The sequence below is a fragment of the Streptomyces sp. NPDC021080 genome, assembly GCF_044333225.1.
Classification (GTDB): Bacteria; Actinomycetota; Actinomycetes; order Streptomycetales; family Streptomycetaceae; genus Streptomyces.
The window spans coordinates 342,643-365,444 of sequence record NZ_JBIRQM010000010.1; the positions used below are offsets into that span (position 1 = coordinate 342,643).

Genomic DNA, 22,802 nt, shown 5'->3' on the forward strand with positions numbered 1-22,802 from the left:
TGGAGTCCCATCCCCGTCGAGTGTAAAGAGAAGGTAATGCCCGGCGCTTCCCTTTTCCGTGCACGGACTGCCACAGCCGTGTCACAGACGCCGGGCTGCCGTGATCCGGGAACGCGTGCGATGATGGCCGCGCCAACTGCATACCGGCCGCTTGAATCCGCGCGGGAGAGTCCTGGGTACGTGTATCCGGGCGCCGAAGGAGCAAGTCCCTCCCTTGAATCTCTCAGGCACCGTTACCGCGCGGGCGAGGCACATCTGAAAAGCGGGCCGCTCACCGGTGGCTCCACCCAAGGTGCAAGTCAGGACCACCGTTTCGTGTGGTCGTGATGAACCTCTCAGGTTCCGATGACAGATGGGGAGGAACGACCTCGCCGTCATGCCTTGGGAGCCAGACCGATGAGCAGCAACGCACCCCGTCACACCGCGCTCGATGCCCTGCATCGTTCGCTCGGCGCGACCATGACCGACTTCGCGGGCTGGGACATGCCCCTGCGCTACGGCTCGGAGCGCGACGAGCACATCGCCGTCCGCACGAAGGCCGGCCTCTTCGACCTCTCCCACATGGGCGAGATCACCGTCACCGGCCCCGAGGCCGCGGCCCTCCTGAACCACGCGCTGGTCGGCAACATCGCCACCGTCGGCGTCGGCCGCGCCCGCTACACCATGATCTGCCAGGAGGACGGCGGCATCCTGGACGACCTGATCGTCTACCGCCTGGCCGACCACGAATACATGGTCGTCGCCAACGCCTCCAACGCCCAGGTGGTGCTGGACGCGCTGACCGCTCGCGCCGCCGGTTTCGACGCCGAGGTGCGCGACGACCGTGACGCGTACGCGCTGATCGCCGTGCAGGGCCCCGAGTCCCCCGGCATCCTCAAGGCGGTCACCGACGCGGACCTCGACGGCCTGAAGTACTACGCGGGCCTGCCGGGCACGGTGGCCGGCGTCCCGGCCCTGATCGCCCGCACGGGCTACACCGGTGAGGACGGCTTCGAGCTGTTCGTCGCCCCCGCCGACGCCGAGAAGGTCTGGCAGGCGCTCACCGACGCGGGCACCCCGGCCGGTCTCGTCCCCTGCGGCCTGTCCTGCCGCGACACGCTGCGCCTGGAGGCCGGCATGCCGCTGTACGGGCACGAGCTGACCACCTCGCTGACCCCCTTCGACGCCGGCCTCGGCCGGGTCGTGAAGTTCGAGAAGGACGGTGACTTCGTGGGGCGCGCGGCGCTCGAGGAGGCCGCCGCCCGTGCCGAGCAGAACCCGCCGCGGGTCCTCGTCGGCCTGATCGCCGAGGGCCGCCGGGTGCCGCGCGCCGGCTACGCGGTCGTCGCCGGCGGCGAGGTCGTCGGCGAGATCACCTCCGGCGCCCCCTCCCCCACGCTGGGCAAGCCGATCGCCATGGCGTACGTCGACGCCGCGCACGCCGCGCCGGGCACGGCCGGTGTGGGCGTGGACATCCGGGGCAGCCACGAGCCGTACGAGGTCGTGGCGCTGCCGTTCTACAAGCGCCGGAAGTGACACCGGTCCGCACGAGCCGGACATGACACGGATGCCCTTCGGGCGCCGGTACGGACGGGCGCCCCTCGCCGGGCCCCGGACGTGAACCTGGGCACATCCGCCCGGTCACCCACGCTTCCCTCCATCAGCACTCCACCGCGTACAGGAGAATTCAGCTCATGAGCAACCCCCAGCAGCTGCGTTACAGCAAGGAGCACGAGTGGCTGTCCGTCGCCGAGGACGGCGTCGCGACGGTCGGCATCACCGAGTTCGCGGCCAGCGCGCTCGGCGATGTGGTCTACGCCCAGCTCCCGGCCGTCGGTGACACGGTGACCGCGGGCGAGTCCTGCGGCGAACTGGAGTCGACCAAGTCGGTCAGCGACCTCTACTCCCCGGTGAACGGTGAGGTCGTCGAGGCCAACCAGGACGTCGTGGACGACCCGGCCCTGGTCAACTCCGCCCCCTTCGAGGGCGGTTGGCTGTTCAAGGTGCGCGTCACGGACGAGCCCGAGGACCTGATGTCCGCCGACGAGTACACCGCCTTCACGGCCGGCTGAGGAGTCACCCGTATGTCGCTCATGAACACCCCCCTCCACGAGCTCGACCCGGACGTCGCGGCCGCCGTCGACGCCGAGCTGCACCGCCAGCAGTCGACCCTGGAGATGATCGCCTCGGAGAACTTCGCTCCGGTCGCGGTCATGGAGGCCCAGGGCTCGGTCCTGACCAACAAGTACGCCGAGGGCTACCCGGGCCGCCGCTACTACGGCGGCTGCGAGCACGTCGACGTGGCCGAGCAGATCGCCATCGACCGGGTCAAGGACCTGTTCGGCGCCGAGTACGCCAACGTGCAGCCCCACTCGGGCGCCTCCGCCAACCAGGCCGCGCTGTTCGCGCTGGCCCAGCCCGGCGACACCATCCTCGGCCTGGACCTGGCCCACGGCGGCCACCTGACCCACGGCATGCGCCTGAACTTCTCGGGCAAGCAGTTCGACGTGGTCGCGTACCACGTGGACGAGCGCGGCCTGGTCGACATGGCCGAGGTCGAGCGGCTCGCCAAGGAGCACCGCCCGAAGGTGATCATCGCGGGCTGGTCGGCGTACCCGCGTCAGCTGGACTTCGCCGAGTTCCGCCGGATCGCGGACGAGGTCGAGGCGTTCCTGTGGGTCGACATGGCCCACTTCGCGGGTCTGGTCGCGGCGGGTCTGCACCCGAACCCGGTCCCGTTCGCGGACGTGGTCACCTCCACCACCCACAAGACCCTCGGCGGCCCCCGCGGCGGGATCATCCTGGCGAAGCAGAGCTTCGCCAAGAAGCTGAACTCCTCGGTCTTCCCCGGTTTCCAGGGCGGCCCCCTGGAGCACGTGATCGCGGCCAAGGCCGTCTCCTTCAAGGTCGCCGCCTCGGACGACTTCAAGGAGCGCCAGCAGCGCACGCTGGACGGCGCGCGCATCCTGGCCGAGCGTCTGGTCCAGGGCGACGTGAAGTCCGTCGGCGTGGACGTCCTGTCCGGGGGCACGGACGTGCACCTGGTCCTGGTCGACCTGCGCAACTCCGAGCTGGACGGGCAGCAGGCCGAGGACCGCCTCCACGAGGTCGGCATCACGGTCAACCGCAACGCCATCCCGAACGACCCGCGCCCGCCGATGGTCACCTCCGGCCTGCGCATCGGCACGCCCGCCCTCGCCACCCGCGGCTTCACGGCCGAGGACTTCACCGAGGTCGCGGACATCATCGCCGAGACGCTGAAGCCGTCCTACGACACCCAGGCCCTGAAGGCCCGTGTGTCCGCTCTGGCCGACAAGCACCCGTTGTACCCCGGCCTGAAGTAGCTTCGTAGGATTTCCTTCATTTCCTTTTCACCCGTACGGTCTGTATTCGTACGGACATCCGGGGCACCGCGCACACTGGAAGCAGAGCGCGGTGCCCCGTTCCATGCAGTCCCGCACCACCTCGGCCGGACAACGGCGTCCGGCGAAACCAGCAAGGAGTTCCCGTGGCCATCTCGGTCTTCGACCTGTTCTCGATCGGCATCGGCCCGTCCAGCTCCCACACGGTGGGTCCGATGCGCGCCGCGCGCCTGTTCGCCCTGCGGCTGCGCAACGAGGAGCTGCTGGCCCCGGTCGCGTCGATACGCGCCGAGCTGTACGGCTCCCTGGGCGCGACCGGCCACGGCCACGGCACCCCGAAGGCGGTGCTGCTCGGCCTGGAGGGCGCCTCGCCCCGGACGGTGGACGTGGAGGGCGCCGACGAGCGGGTCGAGCAGATCAAGGCCTCGGGCCGGCTCCGGCTGCTCGGCGAGCACGAGATCGGCTTCGACTTCGACGAGGACCTGGTCCTGCACCGCCGCAAGGCCCTGCCGTACCACGCCAACGGCATGACGATCTTCGCGTACGACGCGTCGGGCGGGCTCCTCCTGGAGAAGACGTACTACTCGGTGGGCGGCGGCTTCGTGGTCGACGAGGACGCGGTCGGCGAGGACCGCATCAAGCTCGACGACACGGTCCTGAAGTACCCGTTCCGCACGGGTGACGAGCTGCTGCGGCTCGCCAAGGAGACCGGTCTGTCGATCTCCGCCCTGATGCTGGAGAACGAGCGGGCCTGGCGCACCGAGGAGGAGATCCGCGAGGGGCTCCTCGGGATCTGGCGCGTGATGCAGGCCTGCGTCTCGCGCGGCATCACCCGCGAGGGCATCCTGCCGGGCGGCCTCAGGGTCCGCCGCCGTGCCGCCCTCTCGGCCCGCCAGCTGCGCGCCGAGGGCGACCCGCTGGCGCACGCGATGGAGTGGATCACCCTCTACGCGATGGCGGTCAACGAGGAGAACGCGGCGGGCGGCCGGGTGGTCACCGCCCCCACCAACGGCGCGGCGGGCATCATCCCGGCGGTGCTGCACTACTACATCAACTTCGTGCCGGGCGCCGACGAGGACGGGGTCGTACGGTTCCTGCTCGCGGCCGGGGCCATCGGCATGCTCTTCAAGGAGAACGCCTCCATCTCGGGCGCCGAGGTCGGCTGCCAGGGCGAGGTCGGCTCGGCCTGCTCCATGGCGGCCGGCGCGCTCGCGGAGGTGCTGGGCGGCAGCCCCGAGCAGGTCGAGAACGCCGCCGAGATCGGCATGGAGCACAACCTCGGCCTGACCTGCGACCCGGTCGGCGGACTGGTCCAGATCCCCTGCATCGAGCGCAACGGCATGGCCGCCGTGAAGGCCGTGACGGCCGCCAGGATGGCCATGCGCGGCGACGGCTCGCACATGGTCTCCCTCGACAAGGTCATCAAGACCATGAAGGAGACCGGCGCCGACATGAGCGTCAAGTACAAGGAGACGGCCCGGGGCGGGCTGGCGGTCAACATCATCGAGTGCTGAGGAGCGGGCCCTCCGCCGCTCGGGCCGCCCCGAGCGGCAGGGACCGGGAACAGGCGAGCGCCACCACCGGCGAGGCCCGCCGGACCGATCGGCACCGGGGCCCCGGCGGACCCCGCGGTCACCGCTCCGCGGCGACGACCTTCTTCAGGTCCGCGCACCGGTCCCCCGCCGGCACGGCCGGCACCGCCGGGGGACCCGATCCCCGTGCGGACCGTGCCGGCCCCGGGCCGGTCAGTCCGGCCGTTCCGCCCCGGCGGCGGGCGCCGGGCCCGGGCCGGCCAGGACGTCGCTGTGCGCGGAGCGGGCCTTGACCGGCGCGGTGACGGCCGGCCCCGGAGCGGCCCCGGCGTCCGGGTACAGCAGGGCGTGGTGTCTGCGAGCCTCGGCCGCGGCCTCCGCCCGCGGCACCACGGTGTGTTCCGCCCGGCCGTCCGCCCGCAGGGTGGTGACCAGGCACAGGCCGCCCAGCAGGCGCGCGTTCCGTACGTGCCGGGCCGCACCCCGCGCTCCGGCCGGCACCGCCAGACACACCTCGCCCGCGGTGTCGAACTCGGTGACCGTCAGGCCCTCGGCCCGCAGCCGTCCGCCCGCCGACCGGCGTTCCGGGCCGGAGCGGAAGCACCACACGTCGCTGTCCCCCCGCACGACGACCGCGGCCGCCGCCGGACCCGTCCCCACGGCCGTCCCGGACTGAGGAGCCTCGCTCCAGGGAAAGGGACGGCACAGCAGCCGCACCTTCTCGCGCTCCGCCCAGTCCACGGCGCCCTCGTGGACGACCTTGGCGCCGTGACGGGACATCCGGCGCACCCCCTCGTAGCTGATCCGGGACAGCGTGCGCGCCTGGGGCACGAGGTAGGGATCGGCGGTGCACACCCCGGGCACGTCGGAGAACAGCTCGCAGGTGTCCGCGCCCAGCGTCGCGGCCGTCGCCACCGCGGACAGGTCCGAGCTGTTGCGGCCCAGCATGACGGTCCGCCCGGCCGCGTCGACGGCCTGCCCGCCGGGGACGACCGCGATCGGACAGTCGGCCAGAGCCCTGGACAGGGCCTCGGGACTGGCCGAGATCAGCTCCGCCCGGTCGCCCGGCCCCGCGGCGAGGAGCCCGGTGGCCGCCGCCGGCACCGGGCACCCGGGCACGCCCTCGGCGTCGAGCGCGGCCGCGAGCAGGGCGACGCTCACCGTCTCGCCCGCGGTCAGGAGCATCGCGGCGGCCCGTGCGGGCGGGTCGGCGGCCAGGGCGTCCAGGGTCTGCTGCAGTCTGCCCGTCGTCCCCGACATCGCGCTCACCACGACGACCAGCGGGCGCTCCTCCTCGGTCCCGCGGCGCATCGCGTACCGGGCCACGCGACGGTAGCCGTCGAGGTCGGCGAAGGCGGAGCCGCCGAACTTCAGCACCAGCGGGCGGCTGTCCGGCGTGTGCCGGCCGCTCATCCCAGCCACCCGTTCTTGGCGGCGAGCCCGACGATCTGCAGCGCGTTCAGCGCGGCCCCCACCCACAGGTTGTCGGCGACCACCCAGAGCGCGAGGGCCCGGTCGTCCTCCGGCTCGACGCGGACGCGGCCGACGTGGACCAGCGCGCGGTCCTCGCGCCGGGCGAAGACCGTACGGGGCATGGGGTACGAGGGGCTGTGGGAGCGCCGGTGGACCCGCAGGCCGGGCGTCGCGGCCAGGGCGTCCTCGACCGACGCGGCCGTGACCGGCTCGCGCAGCCGCAGGTGCGCGGCCTCGGAGTGGCAGTCGAAGACCGGTACCCGTACCGCGGTGGCGCTCACCCGCAGGTCCGGCAGACCGAGGATCCTGCGTGGTTCGCGGACGAGTTTGCGTTCCTCGTGGGTGAACCCGTCCTCGTCCTGCAGCCCGATCTCGGGGACGAGGTTGAAGGCCAGCGGCTGTCCGAAGCGCCCGCCCGGGACGCCCTGCGCCCGGGGGTCGTCCAGGACGCCCCGGGACCCCTCGGCCAGTTCCCGCAGGCCGCGCACCCCGCCGCCGGAGGCCGCCTGGTAGGTCGCCACCACGACGCTCTCCAGGCCGGCCAGTTCGTGCACCGGGTGCAGGGCGCGGACCAGCTGGATCGTCGAGCAGTTGGGGTTGGCCACGAGGCCCGAGGCGGGGCGCTCGTCGAGCGCGCCGGGGTTGACCTGGGGCACCACGAGCGGGACGTCGGGCCGCATCCGGAACGCGGAGCTGTTGTCGACGACCAGCACCCCGGCCGAGGCCAGCCGCTCCGCCTCCCGGGCGCTGATCTCCGCGCCGGCGGAGAAGACGGCGACGTCCAGGTCCCGGGGGTCCAGCTCGTCGAGGGTGACCAGGTCCGCCAGCGGCAGGGACAGCCCCAGCTCACCGCCCAGGTCCCGGCCGGCGCTGCGCGCCGATGCCACGGGCACCACCTGTTCCACGGGCACGATCCCGTCGTCGAGCAGGGCCAGGCATTCCCGGCCCACCGCTCCGGTGGCGCCGACTACCGCGATGCGCAGCATTCCCGTCCTCCTGTCGCCCCGCGCGGGGCTCAGTACGTGGTCGCGTCCGGTGAGCGGCCCCGGAAGGCCCGCCGGTACGCGTGGGGAGTGGTGCCGAGGAAGTGCACGAACTGGTACCGCAGGGCGGCCGCGTTGGCGAATCCCGTACGGGCCGCCACGGCCTCCATCGTCTCGTCGGTGTTCTCCAGCAGCCGCTGGGCGCTCAGCACCCGCTGGGCCAGCAGCCACCGGTAGGGCGTGGTTCCCGTCTCCGCCCGGAAGCGGCGGGCGAACGTGCGCGGCGACATGCAGGCCCGCGCGGACAGCTGCTCGACGCTGATCTCCTGGTCCAGGTGCTGTTCGGCCCAGGTCAGCACCTCGCGCACACCGTCCTCCCCGTACTGCGCCACCGGCCGTTCGATGTACTGGGCCTGGCCGCCCTCCCGGTGCGGGGGCACCACCATGCGCCGGGCGATGGCGTTGGCGACGTCGCTGCCCTGGAGCTTGCGCACGAGGTGGAGGCAGGCGTCGATCCCCGCGGAGGTGCCGGCCGAGGTGAGGATCGGGTCCTCGTCGACGTACAGCACGCCCGGTTCGACATGGGCCTTGGGATAGCGCTCGGTGAGTGCCTCGGCGTACCGCCAGTGGGTGGTGCAGCGGCGGCCGTCGAGGAGCCCCGCGGCGCCCAGGACGAAGGCCCCGACACACACGCTGACCACCCGGGCCCCGCGGGCCACCGCCTGGCGCAGGGCCTCCAGCAGGGCGGGCGGAAACTCCCGGGTGTGGAAGTCGTCGCCCACCGGGATGGCGATGAGGTCGGCCTCCTCCAGCCGGTCGAGGCCGTAGGGCGTGCTGATGGTGAATCCGGGCACCGCCCGCACCGAGGGGGATTCCGCGGCGACGAGCGCGAAGTCGTACGCGGGCAGCCCCTCTTCGCGACGGTCGATCCCGAAGACCTCACAGACGACACCCAGCTCGAAAGGATGAACATTGTCGAGCAGGACCGCGGCTACGTTCTTCAGCATGTTTTCCAATGTGGCAGTAATACATGGTGTTCTGACAGTCACTCCGCTGTCGCATGGCCGGATCGGCCCTCATACTCACGGCATGGCCCCGGAGGCCGGCGGGCATTCACCGACCGTGCTCAGGGGTGGGACACATCGTCGACGGGCTGGCCGATGGACACGATCCCGCTGCGGATGCCCATGACGACGGCTTGCGTCCGATCGGACGCGCCGACCTTCATGAAGACCGCGGACAAGTGGTTCTTCACCGTCTTCTCGGATATGCCGAGCGCCTTGGCCACCCGCCGGTTCGAATTCCCCTGGGAGATGAGCACCAGGATCTGACGTTCGCGGGCCGTCAGCACGGCGAGGGCCTGCCGTGGCGCCGGCGCTTCCGCGGAGGGCGGCGGGGCGGCGACGGCACCGCGTCGGCCGTCGGCCCGTAAGTCCTCGATCAGCTGCTCCTGGGCCTCGAGGGCGTCCTGCGCCTCGCCCAGGGCCTTGTGCACCTTGGCGACGCCCTCGGCCAAGGCCGTCACGGGCTGCGCCGGTGCCCCGCAGACCGCACAGCACTGCCGAGTCCTCACTTCCCCGACCGACCCGCGCACAACAGGCGACATCAGATGAACTCCCTCCACCGAGGCTGATTGAACGAACCGCTCTTCTCCGTAGGGGCCGGGGACGTACGAAACGGCCGACGCTCCGGGTCAGGAAGGAAGCTGCGCGTGGATCGCCACCGTCTTGCACCGCGTGTACTCACGCAGCGCCTCCAGCCCCTTCTCCACTCCGATTCCCGAGCGCCGGTAGCCGCCGAACGGCAGCTCGACTCCTCCGGCCGCGCTGTAGTTGTTCACGAACACCTGCCCCACGCGCAGCCGCCCGGCGAGCCAGTGGGCACGGGTCACGTCGGACGTCCACACTCCGGCGGCCAGTCCGTACGTGGTGTGTTCCGCGAGTGCGACCGCTTCCTCCGGCGAGTCGAAGACCGACACGCACAGGACCGGACCGAAGATCTCCTCGTTGAACACCCGGTGTTCCGGGGTGACATGGTCGAGGAGGGCGGGCTCCACGAAGAACCCCTCGGCACACGCCTCCCCTCGGGGGACGCCGCCTCCGGTACGGAGCACGGCGTCACGCCGGCCCTCGGCGAGGTGGCCGAGCACCCTGTCGCGCTGTTTCGCGGAGATGAGCGGTCCCATGTCGGGATCGGCCGCGCCCGGCCCGATGGTCAGGGCGCGGAACCGTTCGACGAGCGCGTCCACCAGGTCGTCGTGGACGGAGCGGTGGACGAGCAGCCGGCTGCCGGCCGAGCAGTTCTGTCCCGCGTGCTCGGTGATCGACTCCACGATCTGCGGCACCGCGCGGGCGGCGTCGTAGTCGGGGAACACGAGGTGCGGGGACTTTCCGCCGAGCTCCAGGGTGACCGGCACGATGGTGCGCGCCGCCGCCGTCATCACGGCCTCGCCGACCTCGCGCGAGCCGGTGAAGGCCAGGCGGTCCAGGCCGGGATGCGCGGCGAGCGCGGCTCCCGCTTCCGCTCCGAGTCCGGGTACGACGTTCAGGGCCCCCGCCGGGAGTCCCGCCTCCTCGGCGATCGCGGCCAGTCTCAGCGAGGTCAGCGGCGCGTCCTCGGCCGGTTTGAGGACGCAGCAGTTTCCGGCCGCGAGGGCGGGTGCCAGGGTTCTGGCCGCGATCTGCAGCGGGTAGTTCCAGGGGATGATGTGCCCGCACACGCCGTAGGGCTCGCGCAGGGTGAAGGCCGGGCGGTCCGGGCGCTGCTGGATGGTCTCGCCGCCGAGCCCCTCCACGGCGCCCGCGTAGAAGTCGAAGTAGCGGGCGGCGACGTCGGCGTCGGCCCGTGACTGGCTCAGCGGCTTTCCGGTGTCGAGGGTCTCCAGTGCGGCGAGTTCCTCGCGCCGGGCGCCCAGGAGCTCGGCGATGCGGCGGCAGACCCGGGACCGCTCCCTGGGCGTCGCGAACCGCCACACCGTCTCGTGGGTGTGCCGGGCCGCTTCCACGGCCGCCCGGACCTCGGCCGGGCCGCAGCGGGCGACGCGCGCGACGACGCGGGCGTCCGACGGATCGAGGACGTCGATCCACCGGTCGGTGGGAACCTGCTTCCCCGCGATGACGGCCGGGTGTTCCGGTATCGATGCATCACTCACGGGTGCATCCAGCTCCTTGGCGTGGGGGCGCGCTGCTTCGGTGGGTCAGTGGGTCATCGAGCCGGCGATGACCCGTTCGAGATCGTGTGCGGCGACGTCGCGCGGGCAGCACACCAGCAGCCGCCGCTGTTTGAGCGCACCGTCGACGAGTCCGGGGAGGTCCTTCGCGGAGTAGCCGAAGTCCCGCAGCCCGGTGGGTCCTCCGGTGTCCGCCACGATGCTCAGCAGCGTGGCCGGCAGCACGTCCGCGCCGTTCGCCGCGGTGACGCCGTCGAGGTTCGCGCCGAGCAGCTCGGCGGCACGCAGATGGCGTTCGGGAGAGGTCGGGTAGGTGAACTCGAAGGCCGCGGCCGCGGTGGAGACGACCGCCGCCCCGTGCGGCACCATGGCGTGGTCGACCTCGTACCCGTCCGGCCGGTGGTCCCGCACCATTCCCGCCACCGGATAGGCGCAGGCGTGCGGGATGTGCGTCCCCGCGTTGCCGAATCCCATCCCCGCGAAGCTCGCCGCCCGGCTCATGCCCGTACGGGCCTCCAGGTCGGCGGAGTTGAGGACGGCGCGCCTGAGGTAGCGGCCGACCAGCTCCAGGGCCTGTTCCGCCCACACGTCGCTGATCGGGTTGGCGCCGATGTACAGCGGACGGTCCCCGGGCGTGGGATAGGGGGGACGCCGGTCGTAGGGGCGGGCCGTGTACGACTCGCAGGCGTGCGTCAGGACGTCGTAGCCCGAGGAGGCGGTGACGGCCGGGGGCAGTGTCAGGGTGTTCGCCGGGTCGACGAGTGCCAGGGAGGGCATGAGCCGCAGGTCGCTGATGCCCGTCTTCACGTTCAGGTCCGTGACGCCGAGGGCGACCATGGCGGTGCACTCGCTGCCGCTGCCGGCCGTGGTGGGCACCGCCACCAGGGGCCTCAGCGGACCGGGGATCGGGGCTCCGGCGCCGATCGGGGCGTTCAGGTAGTCGCGTACCGGGCGTCCGGGGTGGCTGAGCAGCAGGTTCAGCATCTTGGCGGTGTCGATCGAGCTGCCGCCGCCGAGACCGACGTAGCCGTCCACCCGGAGGGTCTCCAGCTCACGGGCCGCCTCGGCGACGCTCGTGTCGGTGGGTTCCACCCGGGCCCGGTCGAAGAGCGTGACCGAGATCCCCTCCTGCTCGATCTGCTTGGCCACCCGGGCCGGCAGGCCGAGACCGGACAGGACGGGATCGGTCACCAGCAGCACCGACGCGACGCCGGCCCTGCGCAGTTCGTGTCCGATCTCCCCGGTGGCGCCGACGCCGAATTTCAGCGGCGGAGCCTGCCAGGCGACTATGCGTTCGTGTTCCGGTGCCTCTCCGCCCCACCCGAGAGATTCCACAGTCCGTCCCCCGCCTTCATCGACTTGACCCGGAATTCCGAGAAAATGACATGACGAACGGCGACGCGCGCCCGGACGTCTCGCTCGACTCGGCGAATCGACGTCACCTTCACACTGAATTTCGACCAGGCGTGGGCCACAGTAGCCAGTCGGTCTTGCTCCCGCCATAGGTCCCTTGCCCTATGACAGAAACGGCTCAATCACAACCACCGGCGCATATCGGAAGTCAGCGGATCAACACCCCCGCTCCACCCCCGCCACCGGCCCGGCCCGGGGCGCGCCCACGGGAGCCCGCTGGCAGGAAATCGTGGTTGCGTGTCAGTTCCGCCACTGTCGCCGGAGGCGTCCCGGCCAGCAGAGTTGAGCCATGAAGTCCACTGGGCGGCGGTACGTGATCGTCGTAGACGGCTACCACATCAGGGACGGGGACGACCGGGGCTTCGCCAGCGCCTTCCGGGCCCGCGATGTGCTGCCGGTCACCGTCATGAGCACCCCACAGCCACTGGCGAAATTCGTCAAGAAGAACATCTGGTACCCCGACGACTTCGAGGCCGTGCATTATTACGACGGCGACTTCGAAGCAATGGTAAAGCTTGTGGAATCTTATGACCCGGTGGCGATCGTCACCGGCAACGAGAGCGGTGTCGAATTCGCCGCGCGGCTCGTGGAACGTCTGATGCCACAGTTCCAGAACGTACCCGGCAGCGCCAAATGCCAGCGCCACAAAGGGGAGATGGCGCTGGCCCTGGAGCGTGCCGGAGTGCCCGGTCCGCGCACCCTGTCGACCGCCGACCCCGCCGAGGCCGCCGCCTGGATCGAGGCGAGCGGCCTCACCGGCCGGCCGCTCGTCCTGAAGCCGCCGCACAGCGCCGGGACCGACAACGTGCACCTCGTTCCGGCCGGCGGCGAGTGGCTCGGCCACTTCACCCACATCCTCGGCCAGGTCAACGGGTTCGAACTGCGCAACGACACCGTCATCGTGCAGGAGTTCCTGGAGGGACCCGAGTACATCGTCGACCTGTACTCGGTGGACGGGCGGCACGGACTGGTCGACGCCTGCGTCTACGCCAAGCACGACCGGGGCCCCCGGATCGGCATCTACGACGTCGCCGACTTCCTGGCCCCCGACCACCCGGACGTGGCGGTCCTCGCGCCCTACGTGATGCGCGCCGCCGACGCCGCCGGCATCCGCAACGGCTCCACCCACGCCGAGGCGATCATGACACCGGACGGGCCCCGCCTGGTGGAGCTGGCCGCACGCTACTCGGGCAGCTGCATGATGATCTCCGGATCCCTGGCCACCGGCGACAACCAGATCGAACGCACCGTACGGCACGTCCTCGACGGGGAGTTCGTGCCGTCGTACGAACTCGTCAAGGAGGTCCGCACGCTCTGGCTCTGCTCGGACCGGGCGGGACCGGTGCACAACATGGAGATCCTCCGGGCGATCGCCGACCTGCCCACCACGTACTCCATGGCGATCCCGCCCGAGGGCCGGGACATGCCGCTCACCAACGACGTGACCACCAGCCTGGGCTGGGTCGTCCAGGGCGCCGACGACTGGGACGCCATCGCGAAGGACTCGGCCCGCATCCGCGAGCTGGAACGGACGTGGAACGCGGCCCGCGCCGAGGACGCGGCCGGCGAGAGGGGGACCGCCTGACATGCCGGGCCAGTCGTACGGTGCCCACGTACCCCATCTCCTGCTCATCTGCCCCCGCCACGACATCCTGGGCAAGTTCGTCGGCCTGCCCGTCGCCCTCACCGTGGTCCACCGCCCCGGCGGGGACCGGGACCTGGAGGAATCCCTCGCCCTCGCGGTGGTCGACGCCGACTTCACCGACCCCGACGCCCTGCTCGCCGTCGCCCGCGACGTGCACGCCCGGCGCCCCGTGGACGCGGTGCTCGGGCTCACCGAACTCTCGCTGCGCCCGGCGAGCGTGGTCGCCGAGGCGCTGGGCGCGCGCGGCAACTCACCCGCCACGCTCGCCCTGACCCAGGACAAGGCCGCCATGCGCGCCCATTTGAGGGACCGCGGCCTGGGCACGGTGGCCCACCGGGTGTGCGCCGACGTCGACGAGGCCCGCGAGCTGCTCCGCCGCTGTCCGGCCGGCGTGATCCTCAAGCCGGTCGACGGCAACGGCGGAACCGGCGTCCATCTCGTGCGCACGGAAGCGGAGTTGGACCGGGCGTGGGCCTGGACCAGCGGCGCCAGAACCGGTTTCGCCTGGCCCCGGGACGAGTCGGCGTCCCGTGTGCTGGCCGAGGAGTTCCTCACCGGCCAGGAGTTCAGCGTCGAGTCGCTGTCCGCCGCCGGGCGCCACCGGGTCCTCGCGGTCACCCGCAAACACACCTCGGGCGCCCCGCACTTCGTGGAGACCGGCCACGACCTGCCCGCGCCGCTGCCACCGGACCGGCATCAGGCGGTCGTCGACGCGGCGCTGAACGCCCTGGACGCCGTCGGCTACGCCTGGGGCCCCTGCCACACCGAGGTGATGCTCGCCGAGGACGGCGAGCGCGCCACCGTCGTCGAGATCAACGCCCGGCAGGGCGGCGACCAGATCTGGGAGCTGGTCCACCACGTCACCGGCGTCGACATGCTGCAGGGCGCCGTCCTCGCCCTCGCCCACGGCGTGCTGCCGGGCCCGGCCACGGGCCACGCGGGCGGCGCCTCGATCCGCTACCTCACCCCCCGGCCCGGCCGCGTCACCGAGGTGACGGGCGTGGCCGGGGCCCTGGCCGTGGAAGGCGTCGTCCGCGTCGGCGAACTCCCGGCCGTGGGAACCGAACTGATGCCGCTCGGGGACTCCTGGAACCGGGCCGGGCATGTCGTCGCCGCGGGCCCCGACCCGAAGTCCGCCGCCGACGCGGCCGACGCGGCGGCCGCCCGGATCGTCGTCCGCACCGACGGGGAGGGAGCGCGGTGACCTCCGGGAAGGGAGACAGGGTGACGCTCGCCGGGAACTCCGGAACGCGGACGGAGGACACTCCAAAAGCGCGCTCCGGCCGGTTCCTCGCCGGCCGGGGTCCGGCGTACGTCGTCATCCTCGGCCGCTTCACCACCAACATCGGCTTCTTCATGGTCGTGCCGTTCCTCGCGGTGCACCTGACCGAGGACGAGGGGCTGAGCAGCTTCCGGACCGGTGTGCTGTTCGCCGTCATGGAGTTCACCCGGCGCGGGCTCGGCATCCCGTCGGGCTGGGTCAGCGACCGGTTCGGCGCCGCCCGGATCCTGAGCCTGGGTCTCGCCGTCGAGGCGGGCGCGTACGTCGTGTTCACCATGGCGGGCGGCAGCTTCGCCGTCTGGGGCGCGGCGGTCGCGCTGCTCGGCATCGGCGGCTCCCTCAACAACAACGGCGCCCGCAGCGTCCTCGCCTCCAGCAGGTCCGGCGGGGTCGCGGCCAACCTCAGCCGCTACTACGTGTCCATCAACGGAGCCGCCCTGATCGGCCCGCTGATCGGCACCGCCCTGATGGCGGCCGGCGCGATGAAGGCCGGGTTCCTCATCGCGGCCGCGCTGCACCTGGGGTTCGCCGTGACCTCCGCGGTGCTGCTGCGCGGGCTGCACGCCACGAACGCGGCGCCCATCAGACCCGCCGCCATGGCCGAGGCGCTGCGCGACCGCCCGCTGATGGTCTTCTGCGCGCTCGCGGTCGGCGGCTGGTTCCTCATCACCCAGTACCGCATCGCGCTGCCGCTGACCGTCGTCCACCAGAAGCTCTCCTCCGACCTGGTCGGCGTGTTCACCGCGGGCAACGCCGTCGTGGTGATGCTGGCCGTGTGGCTGATCGGCGCACGCGTCGAGAAGCGCTCCACGGCAGGCCGCCTCGACCTGTTCGCGGCGTCCGGGGTGCTGCTCGGCGGCGGCTGGCTGCTGTGCTCGGTCGACGGGATCAGCCCGGTCGTCGCCGCCGTGATCGTCACCTCGATCGGCGAGTCGCTCTTCTGCGGCGTGGTCGACGCGGTCGTCGCGGGCCTCGCGACCGAGGGCCGCACCGGCCTGTATCTGGGCTACTCCACGATGGCCTGGGGCGTCGGCGGCATGCTGGGCGGCTTCGTCGGCGGCGGCTTCGACCTGGCCGCCGGCCACGGGGCACTGCCGCTGTTCTGGCTGGTACTGGCCCTCGTGGGGCTCGGATACGGGGCGGGCGCCCGCGGGGTGCGCCGCTCGCTCGCCGAGGCGGTGGACCGGCGCGGGGCCGCGGGGCCCGCGCCGGACGCCACGCCGTCCCCGTCACCGTCACCGTCCGGCTGACCGTCCGGCCCGGCCGTACGACAGGCCGGACCACAGGCCGACTGGCTGGCCGACCGGCCCGCCGTGCGGCTTCGCGCGCCTCGGGCGCCCGTACGCAACGACCCGGAGCACACCCCCGAACACCGACCGAGAAGGAGGCCGCATGCCGCCCAAGGCGTTGCGCGCACGGGTACGCGAACTGATGGGCCGGGCTCAGGAGGATCTGCGGGACCTGGTCGTGCACCGGTCCGTCGCCGACCCCCGGCAGTACCCGGTGGAGGAGTGCGAGAGTGCCGCCGCACTGGTCGCGCGGCTGTTCACCGAGGCCGGCGTCCCCGGGATGCGGCTGCTGGACACGCCGGACGGCAGCAAGGCCGTGTTCGGCCGTCTGCCCGCCGCCCCCGGCTTCCCCACCGTCCTCCTCTACAGCCACTACGACGTCCAGCCGCCGCTCGACGAACCCGCCTGGACCACCCCGGTCTGGACCCTGACCGAGCGCCCCGACGGCCGCTGGTACGGGCGCGGCGCTGCCGACTGCAAGGGCAACATCGTCATGCAGCTCACCGCGCTGCGGGCGCTCGGCGACCTGACCCGGCTCGGGGTGGGCGTGAAGGTCATATCCGAGGGCGCCGAGGAGCAGAGCACCGGCGGTCTCGCCGCCCTGATCCGGGAGAACCCCAAACTCCTGTACGCCGACACCGTCCTGGTGTGCGACACGGGCAACTCCGCGGCCGGGGTGCCCACGGCCACCACCGACCTGCGGGGTGTCGTCCACGCCACCGTCTCCGTCCGCTCGCTGGCCGGGCCGGTGCACTCCGGGTCCTTCGGCGGCCCCGCCCCCGACCCGCTCAACGCGCTGATCGCGATGCTCGCCACCCTGCACGACGCCGACGGCAACACCACCGTGGACGGCCTCGACAACAGCGGGCGCTGGCAGGGCGCGGAGTATCCCGCCGAGCGCTACCGCCACGACATCGGGGTGCGCGACGGCGTCCGTCTGGTGGGCGACGGCAGTGTGGCGGACATGCTGTGGGCCAGGCCCGCCCTGACCGTCGTCGGCATCGACTGCCCGCCGGTGGTCGGCTCGGCCCCCGCCGTGCTCGGCGAGGTCACCGCCAAGCTCAATCTGCGCATTCCCTACGGCACCGAACCGGACGCCGCCTGGGAGTCGCTGAGGACGCATCTGACCCGGGCGGCCCCCTGGGGGGTCGAGGTGGAGACCGTCCGGCTCTCCTCCAGCCGCCCCTTCCGGGCCAGGACCGACGGCCCCGCCTACGCGCATCTGGCCGAGGCGATGCGGGAGGCGTTCGGGCGGGAGCTGACGACGGCGGGCCAGGGCGGCTCGATCCCCACCTGCGACGCGCTGCAGGAGACCTTCCCGGACGCGGAGATCGCGCTGATCGGGGTCGAGGAGCCCCAGTGCCTCATCCACGCGCCCGACGAGAGCGTGGACCCCCAGGAGATCGAACGCATGGCGCTCGCCCTCGCGCTCTTCCTGGAGTCCACGGGAGAACGGCCGTGACGGAACTGACCGGACGTCGGATCGTGTTCACCGAGGCCGACATGGCGGATCACCTGGGCCGGCTCGGCCGGGCGGCCCCCGACCTGCACGCGTGCGTCGACCCGGAACGGGCCCGGGCCTGGGCCCGTGTACTGGCCGAGGCCGGCGACGTCAGGGACGACTTCGGCGATGACGGGGCCGGCGGCCGGGGCTCCTCCTACCTCCGCGCACAGGCCCGCAACCTCACCGCACGCGCCCGGGGCATCCACCACCTGCTCTCCCTGGTGCCGGCCCGGACCGACCGCCGGCCCGCCGTGGTCGTGGACGTGCTCGGCGGCGACGGCCTGGTCCGCAGGGTCGCGAACGCCCGGCGCCTGACCGGTCTGTCCGTGCTGACCTGCGACGCCTCCCCGTACATGGTGCGCGCCGCCTGGGCGGCGGGCTGTCCGGCACTGGTGCAGCGCGCCGACCGGCTGCTCCTGCGCGACGGCAGTGTCGACGCGGTCCTCGTCGCCTACGGATCGCACCACATCGCCGCCGACGACCGCGCCGAACTCGTCCACGAGGCGTACCGGGTGCTGCGGCCCGGCGGTGTCCTGCTGCTGCACGACTTCCTCGTCGGGTCCCCGATGGACACCTGGTTCCGGGAGGTCGTCGACCCGTACTCGCGGACCGGCCACGCCTTCGACCACTTCACCCGGGAGGAGATGTGGGGGTATCTGACGAAGGCGGGCTTCGAGTCGGGTGAGGTGACCGAGATGGCCGACCCCTATGCCGCGACCGCGCCCACGGCCCGGGAGGCCGAACTGGAGCTCGGGCGCTATCTGCTGGACATGTACGGCCTCGCCGGGATCGAGGCGAGGTACCCGGCGGACGCCGCGCGCCACACCGTGGAGCGGGCCAGGACGGTCTTCCGCGCCGAGCGCGCGGACGGCTCCCTGGAGGCGTTCTCGGTCGCGTACGACCCGTCCGCCGGCTCATGGACGTGCACCCTGCCGAGAACGGCCGTACTCGCGATCGGCCGGAAGGCCCGCTGAGGCGGCACCGTGACGGAACCGGACCGGCGCACGGCGCCGGTCCGATGCGGCGCGGGCCGGCGCCCACCGGCACGCGAGGGCCGGCACGACCCCGCCCGACGCGGTCCGGCGACCGGCGCGACGGGAGAGCCGGCCGGCGGGGTCAGGCGGAACGGGCGTCGGCGGCCACCCAGGGGGGTGGTCGCCGACGGTGGTGCGGGCGGGGTTGCCGGACGGTCAGCCGGGCTCTCCCGGCTTGGCGTCGGCGAGGCCGGTGAGGGCCTGGTCGAAGACCTCGCGGGCCCGCTGGAACACCTGCTCGCGCCAGCGGGCGTCCTCCGCCGGGCAGAAGGCGTCGCGGATCAGCCGCTTGAGGTCGGAGCGGACCGCGTCGGCCGGCGGACGGTGCCGGTGCAGCCAGGTGTCGGCGCACAGCGCCAGCAGCACCTCGGGGCCCGGCAGGGTGCCGAACTCCAGGGTGATCGCGGTCAGCAGGCCGCCCGCGCCGAGGCCGTCCGCCACCGCCGTCGCCGTGTTGCCCACGATCGGCGTGGAGGAGGAGGTGCCCTCCTCCGAGGTGGTGAGCGCGTCGCCGTACCAACGGCGGGCCCGCTGACGGGCGTCGGCGTCACGGCCGCCGCGGAAGATGGGTTCACCGACACCGCGCTCGCCGAGCCCGGTGTGCAGGTCGATGTAACCGACGTGCCCGGCGCCGGCGATCTGCTCGGCGATCACCGTCTCGAACACCCGCCGGGACCAGGCGGGCGCGTGTCCGCCGTAGAACAGCCCGTCGGGATGGCGGTACTGGCCGCGGGTCACGGCCTCCTGGAGGCGCTGCGGGCCGAGCCGCTCGCGCAGCGCGGTGAGGTCCGCCACCAGTTCGCCGGGGGCGAAGGCGGCGGCGTCCGGCGGCACGAGTGTGCGGTGCACGGCGTCGTAGGCGTCGTTGTGCGGCGGAGCCTCGTGGTCGACGAAGTTCCGGTTGAGGTCGATGTCGTCCTCGTTGACGCGCCGCAGGTACGCGAAGCCGTAGGGGTTGAGGGAATGGACGAGCAGGACGCCGGTCCCCGCTCCGGCAGCGGCCTTCGCGACGCCTTCCCCGAGCAGGATGCCGGTCTGGCAGGCCGAGCCGCAGAAGCCCTCGATACCGTGGGTCCCGGAGACCGTCACCAGGAGCTTCGCCGGGCCGGGCGGCCCCAGACGGGCGGTGTCCACGCAGAGTTCGCCGCCGTCGGGCCCGAGGTGCCCCGGCAGCGTGAAGGTCCTCAGGCGCGCGCCCGCCTCCTCGGCGGCGCCCAGGAACGCGGCGCGGGCCCGGGAGTAGTCGAGGGGAAATGTGTCCGCCATGCTGCCTCGCGTTCCTGGAGTGCCTGACCTGCCTGGACTTTCCGGAGCGGTGCCGCGGGCGCCCGGCCCGCGGCCTCGTCCGCCGCGCCGGGAACCGCCCGCCGGCGGGGCTCAGCTCCTGCCGGAGGGCGACGGGACCCCCAGGGCCGTGAGGATCGCGTGCGCCCCGGCCCGCGTGGGCACGTCCAGCAGGCACAGCACCCGGTCGCCCGGCCGCGTGTGCTCGGCGAAGTACCGGTTGGCCTCGGGCACATGGCTCAGCGGCCGTTCCCGGTAGAGGTCGAGCGGACGGCCGATGCCGGGGAAGACCCCGCGCTCCGGGTCGAACGCGGCCCGCGGGGCCAGCGCCGCGGCCACCTCGGCCGCCAGGGCCTTTCGGCTGTCGTCCTTGCCCGCGAGGTCCGGGTACATGGTGATGTCCGGATGTCCGCCGAACGCCGCCATGGCGCAGTGCGCCACGGGGTTGTACGTCTTGAGCGCGATCACCTCGGGGAACGGACGGCCCTCGGCGAGCAGCCGGGCGAAGTGCAGCGCCCAGCTCTCCTTGAACACCGTGGCGCCCCGGTACGCGTCCCCCACGAACTGGATCATGATGTGCAGACAGGGCCGCCCCGAGGGGATCTCGGCCCAGCGGGAGGTGAGCAGGGAGACGACCCGGTCGCGTTCGCGGTCCACCCCGACGACGACGTACTCGGCGTCGGTCAGCATCTCGCGGCGGAGGGTGAAGAGCTGCCGGGTGTGGAGTCCCGGCATGGCGAGGACCAGACCGTCCACGATCCACTTCTCGGTCCTGCTCGGCAGCTCCCGGCCGGGCGGCAGGGCCAGCACCTCGACCCCGGGCCGCCCGCCGGGCCGCGTGGTTCGGTCGTCGTCGGCCACCGCTGCCCCGCTCAGACCTCGGACGCGGTGGGCAGCGGGATCTGGGCGTCGCTCTTGCCGAGCACGGTGAGCTGGTGCAGTTCCACGAAGTAGAGCTTCCACAGCCAGTAGACGTTGTGGAGGTGCTCGACGACCTTGCGCTCGTCGTCCTCCGAGTGGATCAGCGTGGACAGCACGCGCCACACGAAGTCGTCGTGGTCGTCGTCGAGGTCCGTGTTGACGTGGGCGCGGGCGCCCTTGACGTTCTCCTCGCCGAGGACGTCGCCCAGGTTGTCCAGCCAGTCGGGCTGGGTGCGCGTGGTGACGTACTCCACGAAGTACACGCTGGTGATCAGCGCCATCGGGCTGTCCTCGAACTCCATGCCGAACTGCAGGTATCCGGTGAGGAGTTTGGTGGAGAGCAGGGGTTCCGTGGAGTAGATCTGGTCCTTGGTGACCCCGACCTTGGCCAGGTCGGCGGCGAACAGCCGGTCGTGCAGCATCTCGTCGTCGGTGTAGTGCGCCCACGCCTTGGCCTGCACCGGGTCCACCTTGGTGAAGTACTTGATGGCCAGCGCGTCGACCGTCCGCTTGCGGCGCAGCCGCAGGATCGTCTCGATGTTGTGCCGCTTGTAGTAGTCGAGGTTCAGCTCGGAGGCGTTCTTCTGGTGCTGGGCGTAGGGGACCGTCTCGTAGAAGTCCTTGATGAAGGTGTCGAGGACCGCGTCGACCTTCTTGCGCAGTTCGGGGTTGATCGTCATGGCGTGCTTCCCTCCTTGGGGTCAGTGGCAGCCGCAGCCCGCGCTGGAGACGCGCTGCATCCGGCCGCGGCGTACCGCCTTGCGGGCGCCGAGGACGGCGGTACCGTCCGATGTCACCAGTGAGCTGCGGGGGCAGAGGAAGGCCAGGGCGAAGCGCGTGGCCGGCGTGATCCCCAGGCCGAGGTTCACGACACCGGCGGTGGCGCCGTACACCTCGTTCGGGCCGCAGTTCGCCGGGATGATCTCCGTGCTGGTGTTGATCCCGAAGCCGAGTTCCCAGATGACGCGGTAGCGCGGATCGTCGGTGAGGAGCTTCTCCAGCTCCGTGGCGGCCGACGCCGCCCTCGGCGTCCGCGGGGTGACGCTCTCGATGCTTCCGGCGGCGACGCGCAGCGTCACGGCGTCGGAGACGAGCGGCGCGAGCGCTTCGAACAGCCGCTGCTGGTCGGCGCCGTCGGCCGGGTCCTCGTGGCGGTGGACGATCGGCCAGCCGCGCAGGGTCAGCTCGCCGTTGAGGCCGAGCAGCCGGGCCTCGGGCTCGAAGGTGGTGATCTCGGCGGCGGTCACGCTCAGCTTGCCCGAGGGGAAGATCTGCTGGTCGCCCTCCTCCAGGACGCCCGCCTGCTGGTTCCACACGCAGTCGCCCACCGTGTGGTCGAACTCGGCCTCGGTGCCGGAGACGTCGTCGACGATCGTCAGCCGGTCGCTGTCGCCCACCAGGTCGAAGAACTCCTCGGCCACGCGGGCGTGCTCGTCGGCGTCGGTGAGAGCGGCGGTGCGCAGGAAGTAGCGGACGTGCTCGTGGGTCAGCGGCGTGGACCCGGCCGGCAGCACGGCCAGCCTGCGCCCGCCCAGTTCCCGCTCGGTCGGCGAGTCGAGGAACCGCCCGGGGCAGACCGCCAGCACCGCCGCGTCCGCGGGGACGCTCCGCTCGATCAGCTCGCCCAGGCGGGTGCCGGGGGGAAGCGTCAGGTGGAGCACGCCGGAATACCCGTCACCGGAATTCAGGGAAAAGGACTCGCCGTACTGTTCGCTCGTGATCAGACAGAATGTCCCGGCCGGCCGGCCGAACTGATCGAAGTCGCTCGTCGTGAGTTCCAGCGGTGGCACGGGAAACTCCCTCGAAGAGAACAAATGAGAACCCCGCGGCGAGGCATCGTGAAACGCCCCGCCGCGGGTCGGTACTCAGCCCAGGAGCGTGCCCAGGTAGTTGCGGTTCTTCTGCACCTTGATCTTCTTCATGGGGAGTCAC

The 22,802-nt window shown here is 72.2% G+C and carries 19 protein-coding genes and 1 riboswitch; of the genes, 9 read left to right on the top strand and 10 right to left on the bottom strand.

Annotated elements, in window-relative coordinates:
• Positions 1 to 152 precede the first annotated feature (152 nt).
• Positions 153 to 249, top strand: a riboswitch (glycine riboswitch).
• Positions 250 to 396: 147 nt separating this feature from the next.
• The 4 genes from gcvT to ACH4S8_RS25945 all read left to right on the top strand — a co-directional run bounded on the left by gcvT (position 397) and on the right by ACH4S8_RS25945 (position 4,855).
• Positions 397 to 1,515, top strand: coding sequence for a glycine cleavage system aminomethyltransferase GcvT (gcvT, locus tag ACH4S8_RS25930; RefSeq protein WP_398397935.1), 1,119 nt, complete (start codon positions 397 to 399; stop codon positions 1,513 to 1,515).
• A 158-nt stretch (positions 1,516 to 1,673) separates the two neighbouring features.
• Positions 1,674 to 2,051 carry a glycine cleavage system protein GcvH gene (gene gcvH / locus ACH4S8_RS25935; protein ID WP_398397937.1) on the top strand — a complete coding sequence of 126 codons (378 nt, stop codon included), beginning with the start codon at positions 1,674 to 1,676 and terminating at the stop codon, positions 2,049 to 2,051.
• Between the two features lie 12 nt (positions 2,052 to 2,063).
• Positions 2,064 to 3,323: a serine hydroxymethyltransferase gene (gene glyA / locus ACH4S8_RS25940; protein WP_398397939.1), complete on the top strand. Its 1,260-nt coding sequence runs from the start codon at positions 2,064 to 2,066 to the stop codon at positions 3,321 to 3,323.
• A gap of 164 nt (positions 3,324 to 3,487) precedes the next feature.
• Positions 3,488 to 4,855 (top strand): L-serine ammonia-lyase, encoded by a 1,368-nt coding sequence (locus ACH4S8_RS25945; RefSeq protein WP_398397941.1) that lies wholly within the window; start codon positions 3,488 to 3,490, stop codon positions 4,853 to 4,855.
• 231 nt (positions 4,856 to 5,086) lie between these two features.
• Here the strand turns inward: ACH4S8_RS25945 and ACH4S8_RS25950 are convergent, their stop codons facing one another.
• The 6 genes from ACH4S8_RS25950 to ACH4S8_RS25975 all read right to left on the bottom strand — a co-directional run bounded on the left by ACH4S8_RS25950 (position 5,087) and on the right by ACH4S8_RS25975 (position 11,833).
• Positions 5,087 to 6,286, bottom strand: coding sequence for a hypothetical protein (locus ACH4S8_RS25950; RefSeq protein WP_398397943.1), 1,200 nt, complete (start codon positions 6,284 to 6,286; stop codon positions 5,087 to 5,089).
• On the bottom strand, positions 6,283 to 7,332 hold the full coding sequence (locus tag ACH4S8_RS25955; protein WP_398397946.1) for an aspartate-semialdehyde dehydrogenase: 1,050 nt from the start codon (positions 7,330 to 7,332) through the stop codon (positions 6,283 to 6,285). The genes ACH4S8_RS25950 and ACH4S8_RS25955 overlap by 4 nt, the downstream gene beginning before the upstream one ends.
• 29 nt (positions 7,333 to 7,361) lie before the next feature.
• Complete coding sequence (locus tag ACH4S8_RS25960) at positions 7,362 to 8,336, bottom strand: GlxA family transcriptional regulator (protein ID WP_398397948.1); 975 nt, start codon at positions 8,334 to 8,336, stop codon at positions 7,362 to 7,364.
• 119 nt (positions 8,337 to 8,455) lie between these two features.
• A complete protein-coding gene (locus ACH4S8_RS25965; RefSeq protein WP_398397950.1) occupies positions 8,456 to 8,854 on the bottom strand; it encodes a response regulator transcription factor in 399 nt (132 codons plus the stop codon).
• A 168-nt stretch (positions 8,855 to 9,022) separates the two neighbouring features.
• Entirely contained in the window at positions 9,023 to 10,480 is a 1,458-nt protein-coding gene (locus ACH4S8_RS25970; RefSeq protein ID WP_398397952.1) for an aldehyde dehydrogenase family protein, read from the bottom strand.
• Positions 10,481 to 10,525: 45 nt separating this feature from the next.
• Positions 10,526 to 11,833: a hydroxyacid-oxoacid transhydrogenase gene (locus tag ACH4S8_RS25975; protein ID WP_398397954.1), complete on the bottom strand. Its 1,308-nt coding sequence runs from the start codon at positions 11,831 to 11,833 to the stop codon at positions 10,526 to 10,528.
• Between the two features lie 367 nt (positions 11,834 to 12,200).
• Here ACH4S8_RS25975 and ACH4S8_RS25980 point away from each other — a divergent pair, with 367 nt between their 5' ends.
• The 5 genes from ACH4S8_RS25980 (at position 12,201) to ACH4S8_RS26000 (ending at position 18,605) form a co-directional block, all read left to right on the top strand.
• The gene (locus tag ACH4S8_RS25980; RefSeq protein ID WP_398397956.1) at positions 12,201 to 13,496 is read left to right on the top strand and encodes an ATP-grasp domain-containing protein; all 1,296 of its coding nucleotides are present in this window, start codon (positions 12,201 to 12,203) and stop codon (positions 13,494 to 13,496) included.
• 1 nt (position 13,497) lies between these two features.
• On the top strand, positions 13,498 to 14,760 hold the full coding sequence (locus ACH4S8_RS25985; protein ID WP_398397958.1) for an ATP-grasp domain-containing protein: 1,263 nt from the start codon (positions 13,498 to 13,500) through the stop codon (positions 14,758 to 14,760).
• Between the two features lie 20 nt (positions 14,761 to 14,780).
• Entirely contained in the window at positions 14,781 to 16,088 is a 1,308-nt protein-coding gene (locus ACH4S8_RS25990) for an MFS transporter (protein ID WP_398397960.1), read from the top strand.
• A 142-nt stretch (positions 16,089 to 16,230) separates the two neighbouring features.
• Positions 16,231 to 17,589: a dipeptidase gene (locus ACH4S8_RS25995; protein ID WP_398397962.1), complete on the top strand. Its 1,359-nt coding sequence runs from the start codon at positions 16,231 to 16,233 to the stop codon at positions 17,587 to 17,589.
• Entirely contained in the window at positions 17,586 to 18,605 is a 1,020-nt protein-coding gene (locus tag ACH4S8_RS26000) for a methyltransferase domain-containing protein (protein ID WP_398397964.1), read from the top strand. Before ACH4S8_RS25995 ends, ACH4S8_RS26000 begins: the two co-directional genes overlap by 4 nt.
• A 216-nt stretch (positions 18,606 to 18,821) precedes the next feature.
• Here ACH4S8_RS26000 and ACH4S8_RS26005 read toward each other — a convergent pair whose 3' ends face one another.
• The 4 genes from ACH4S8_RS26005 to ACH4S8_RS26020 form a co-directional block, all read right to left on the bottom strand.
• The gene (locus ACH4S8_RS26005) at positions 18,822 to 19,931 is read right to left on the bottom strand and encodes a M14 family metallopeptidase (RefSeq protein ID WP_398397966.1); all 1,110 of its coding nucleotides are present in this window, start codon (positions 19,929 to 19,931) and stop codon (positions 18,822 to 18,824) included.
• A gap of 111 nt (positions 19,932 to 20,042) precedes the next feature.
• Complete coding sequence (locus ACH4S8_RS26010) at positions 20,043 to 20,810, bottom strand: hypothetical protein (RefSeq protein ID WP_398397968.1); 768 nt, start codon at positions 20,808 to 20,810, stop codon at positions 20,043 to 20,045.
• A gap of 11 nt (positions 20,811 to 20,821) precedes the next feature.
• Positions 20,822 to 21,550: a hypothetical protein gene (locus ACH4S8_RS26015; RefSeq protein ID WP_398397970.1), complete on the bottom strand. Its 729-nt coding sequence runs from the start codon at positions 21,548 to 21,550 to the stop codon at positions 20,822 to 20,824.
• Between the two features lie 21 nt (positions 21,551 to 21,571).
• Entirely contained in the window at positions 21,572 to 22,660 is a 1,089-nt protein-coding gene (locus tag ACH4S8_RS26020; RefSeq protein ID WP_398397974.1) for a hypothetical protein, read from the bottom strand.
• Positions 22,661 to 22,802: the final 142 nt, after the last annotated feature.

Excerpts from the sequence above, each read along its gene's own strand:
- gcvT (WP_398397935.1), top strand. The coding sequence starts at position 397 with ATGAGCAGCAACGCACCCCGTCACACCGCGCTCGATGCCCTGCATCGT.
- gcvH (WP_398397937.1), top strand. The coding sequence starts at position 1,674 with ATGAGCAACCCCCAGCAGCTGCGTTACAGCAAGGAGCACGAGTGGCTG.
- glyA (WP_398397939.1), top strand. The coding sequence starts at position 2,064 with ATGTCGCTCATGAACACCCCCCTCCACGAGCTCGACCCGGACGTCGCG.
- ACH4S8_RS25950 (WP_398397943.1), bottom strand. The coding sequence starts at position 6,286 with ATGAGCGGCCGGCACACGCCGGACAGCCGCCCGCTGGTGCTGAAGTTC.
- ACH4S8_RS25955 (WP_398397946.1), bottom strand. The coding sequence starts at position 7,332 with ATGCTGCGCATCGCGGTAGTCGGCGCCACCGGAGCGGTGGGCCGGGAA.
- ACH4S8_RS25960 (WP_398397948.1), bottom strand. The coding sequence starts at position 8,336 with ATGCTGAAGAACGTAGCCGCGGTCCTGCTCGACAATGTTCATCCTTTC.
- ACH4S8_RS25980 (WP_398397956.1), top strand. The coding sequence starts at position 12,201 with ATGAAGTCCACTGGGCGGCGGTACGTGATCGTCGTAGACGGCTACCAC.
- ACH4S8_RS25985 (WP_398397958.1), top strand. The coding sequence starts at position 13,498 with ATGCCGGGCCAGTCGTACGGTGCCCACGTACCCCATCTCCTGCTCATC.
- ACH4S8_RS25995 (WP_398397962.1), top strand. The coding sequence starts at position 16,231 with ATGCCGCCCAAGGCGTTGCGCGCACGGGTACGCGAACTGATGGGCCGG.
- ACH4S8_RS26005 (WP_398397966.1), bottom strand. The coding sequence starts at position 19,931 with ATGGCGGACACATTTCCCCTCGACTACTCCCGGGCCCGCGCCGCGTTC.
- ACH4S8_RS26015 (WP_398397970.1), bottom strand. The coding sequence starts at position 21,550 with ATGACGATCAACCCCGAACTGCGCAAGAAGGTCGACGCGGTCCTCGAC.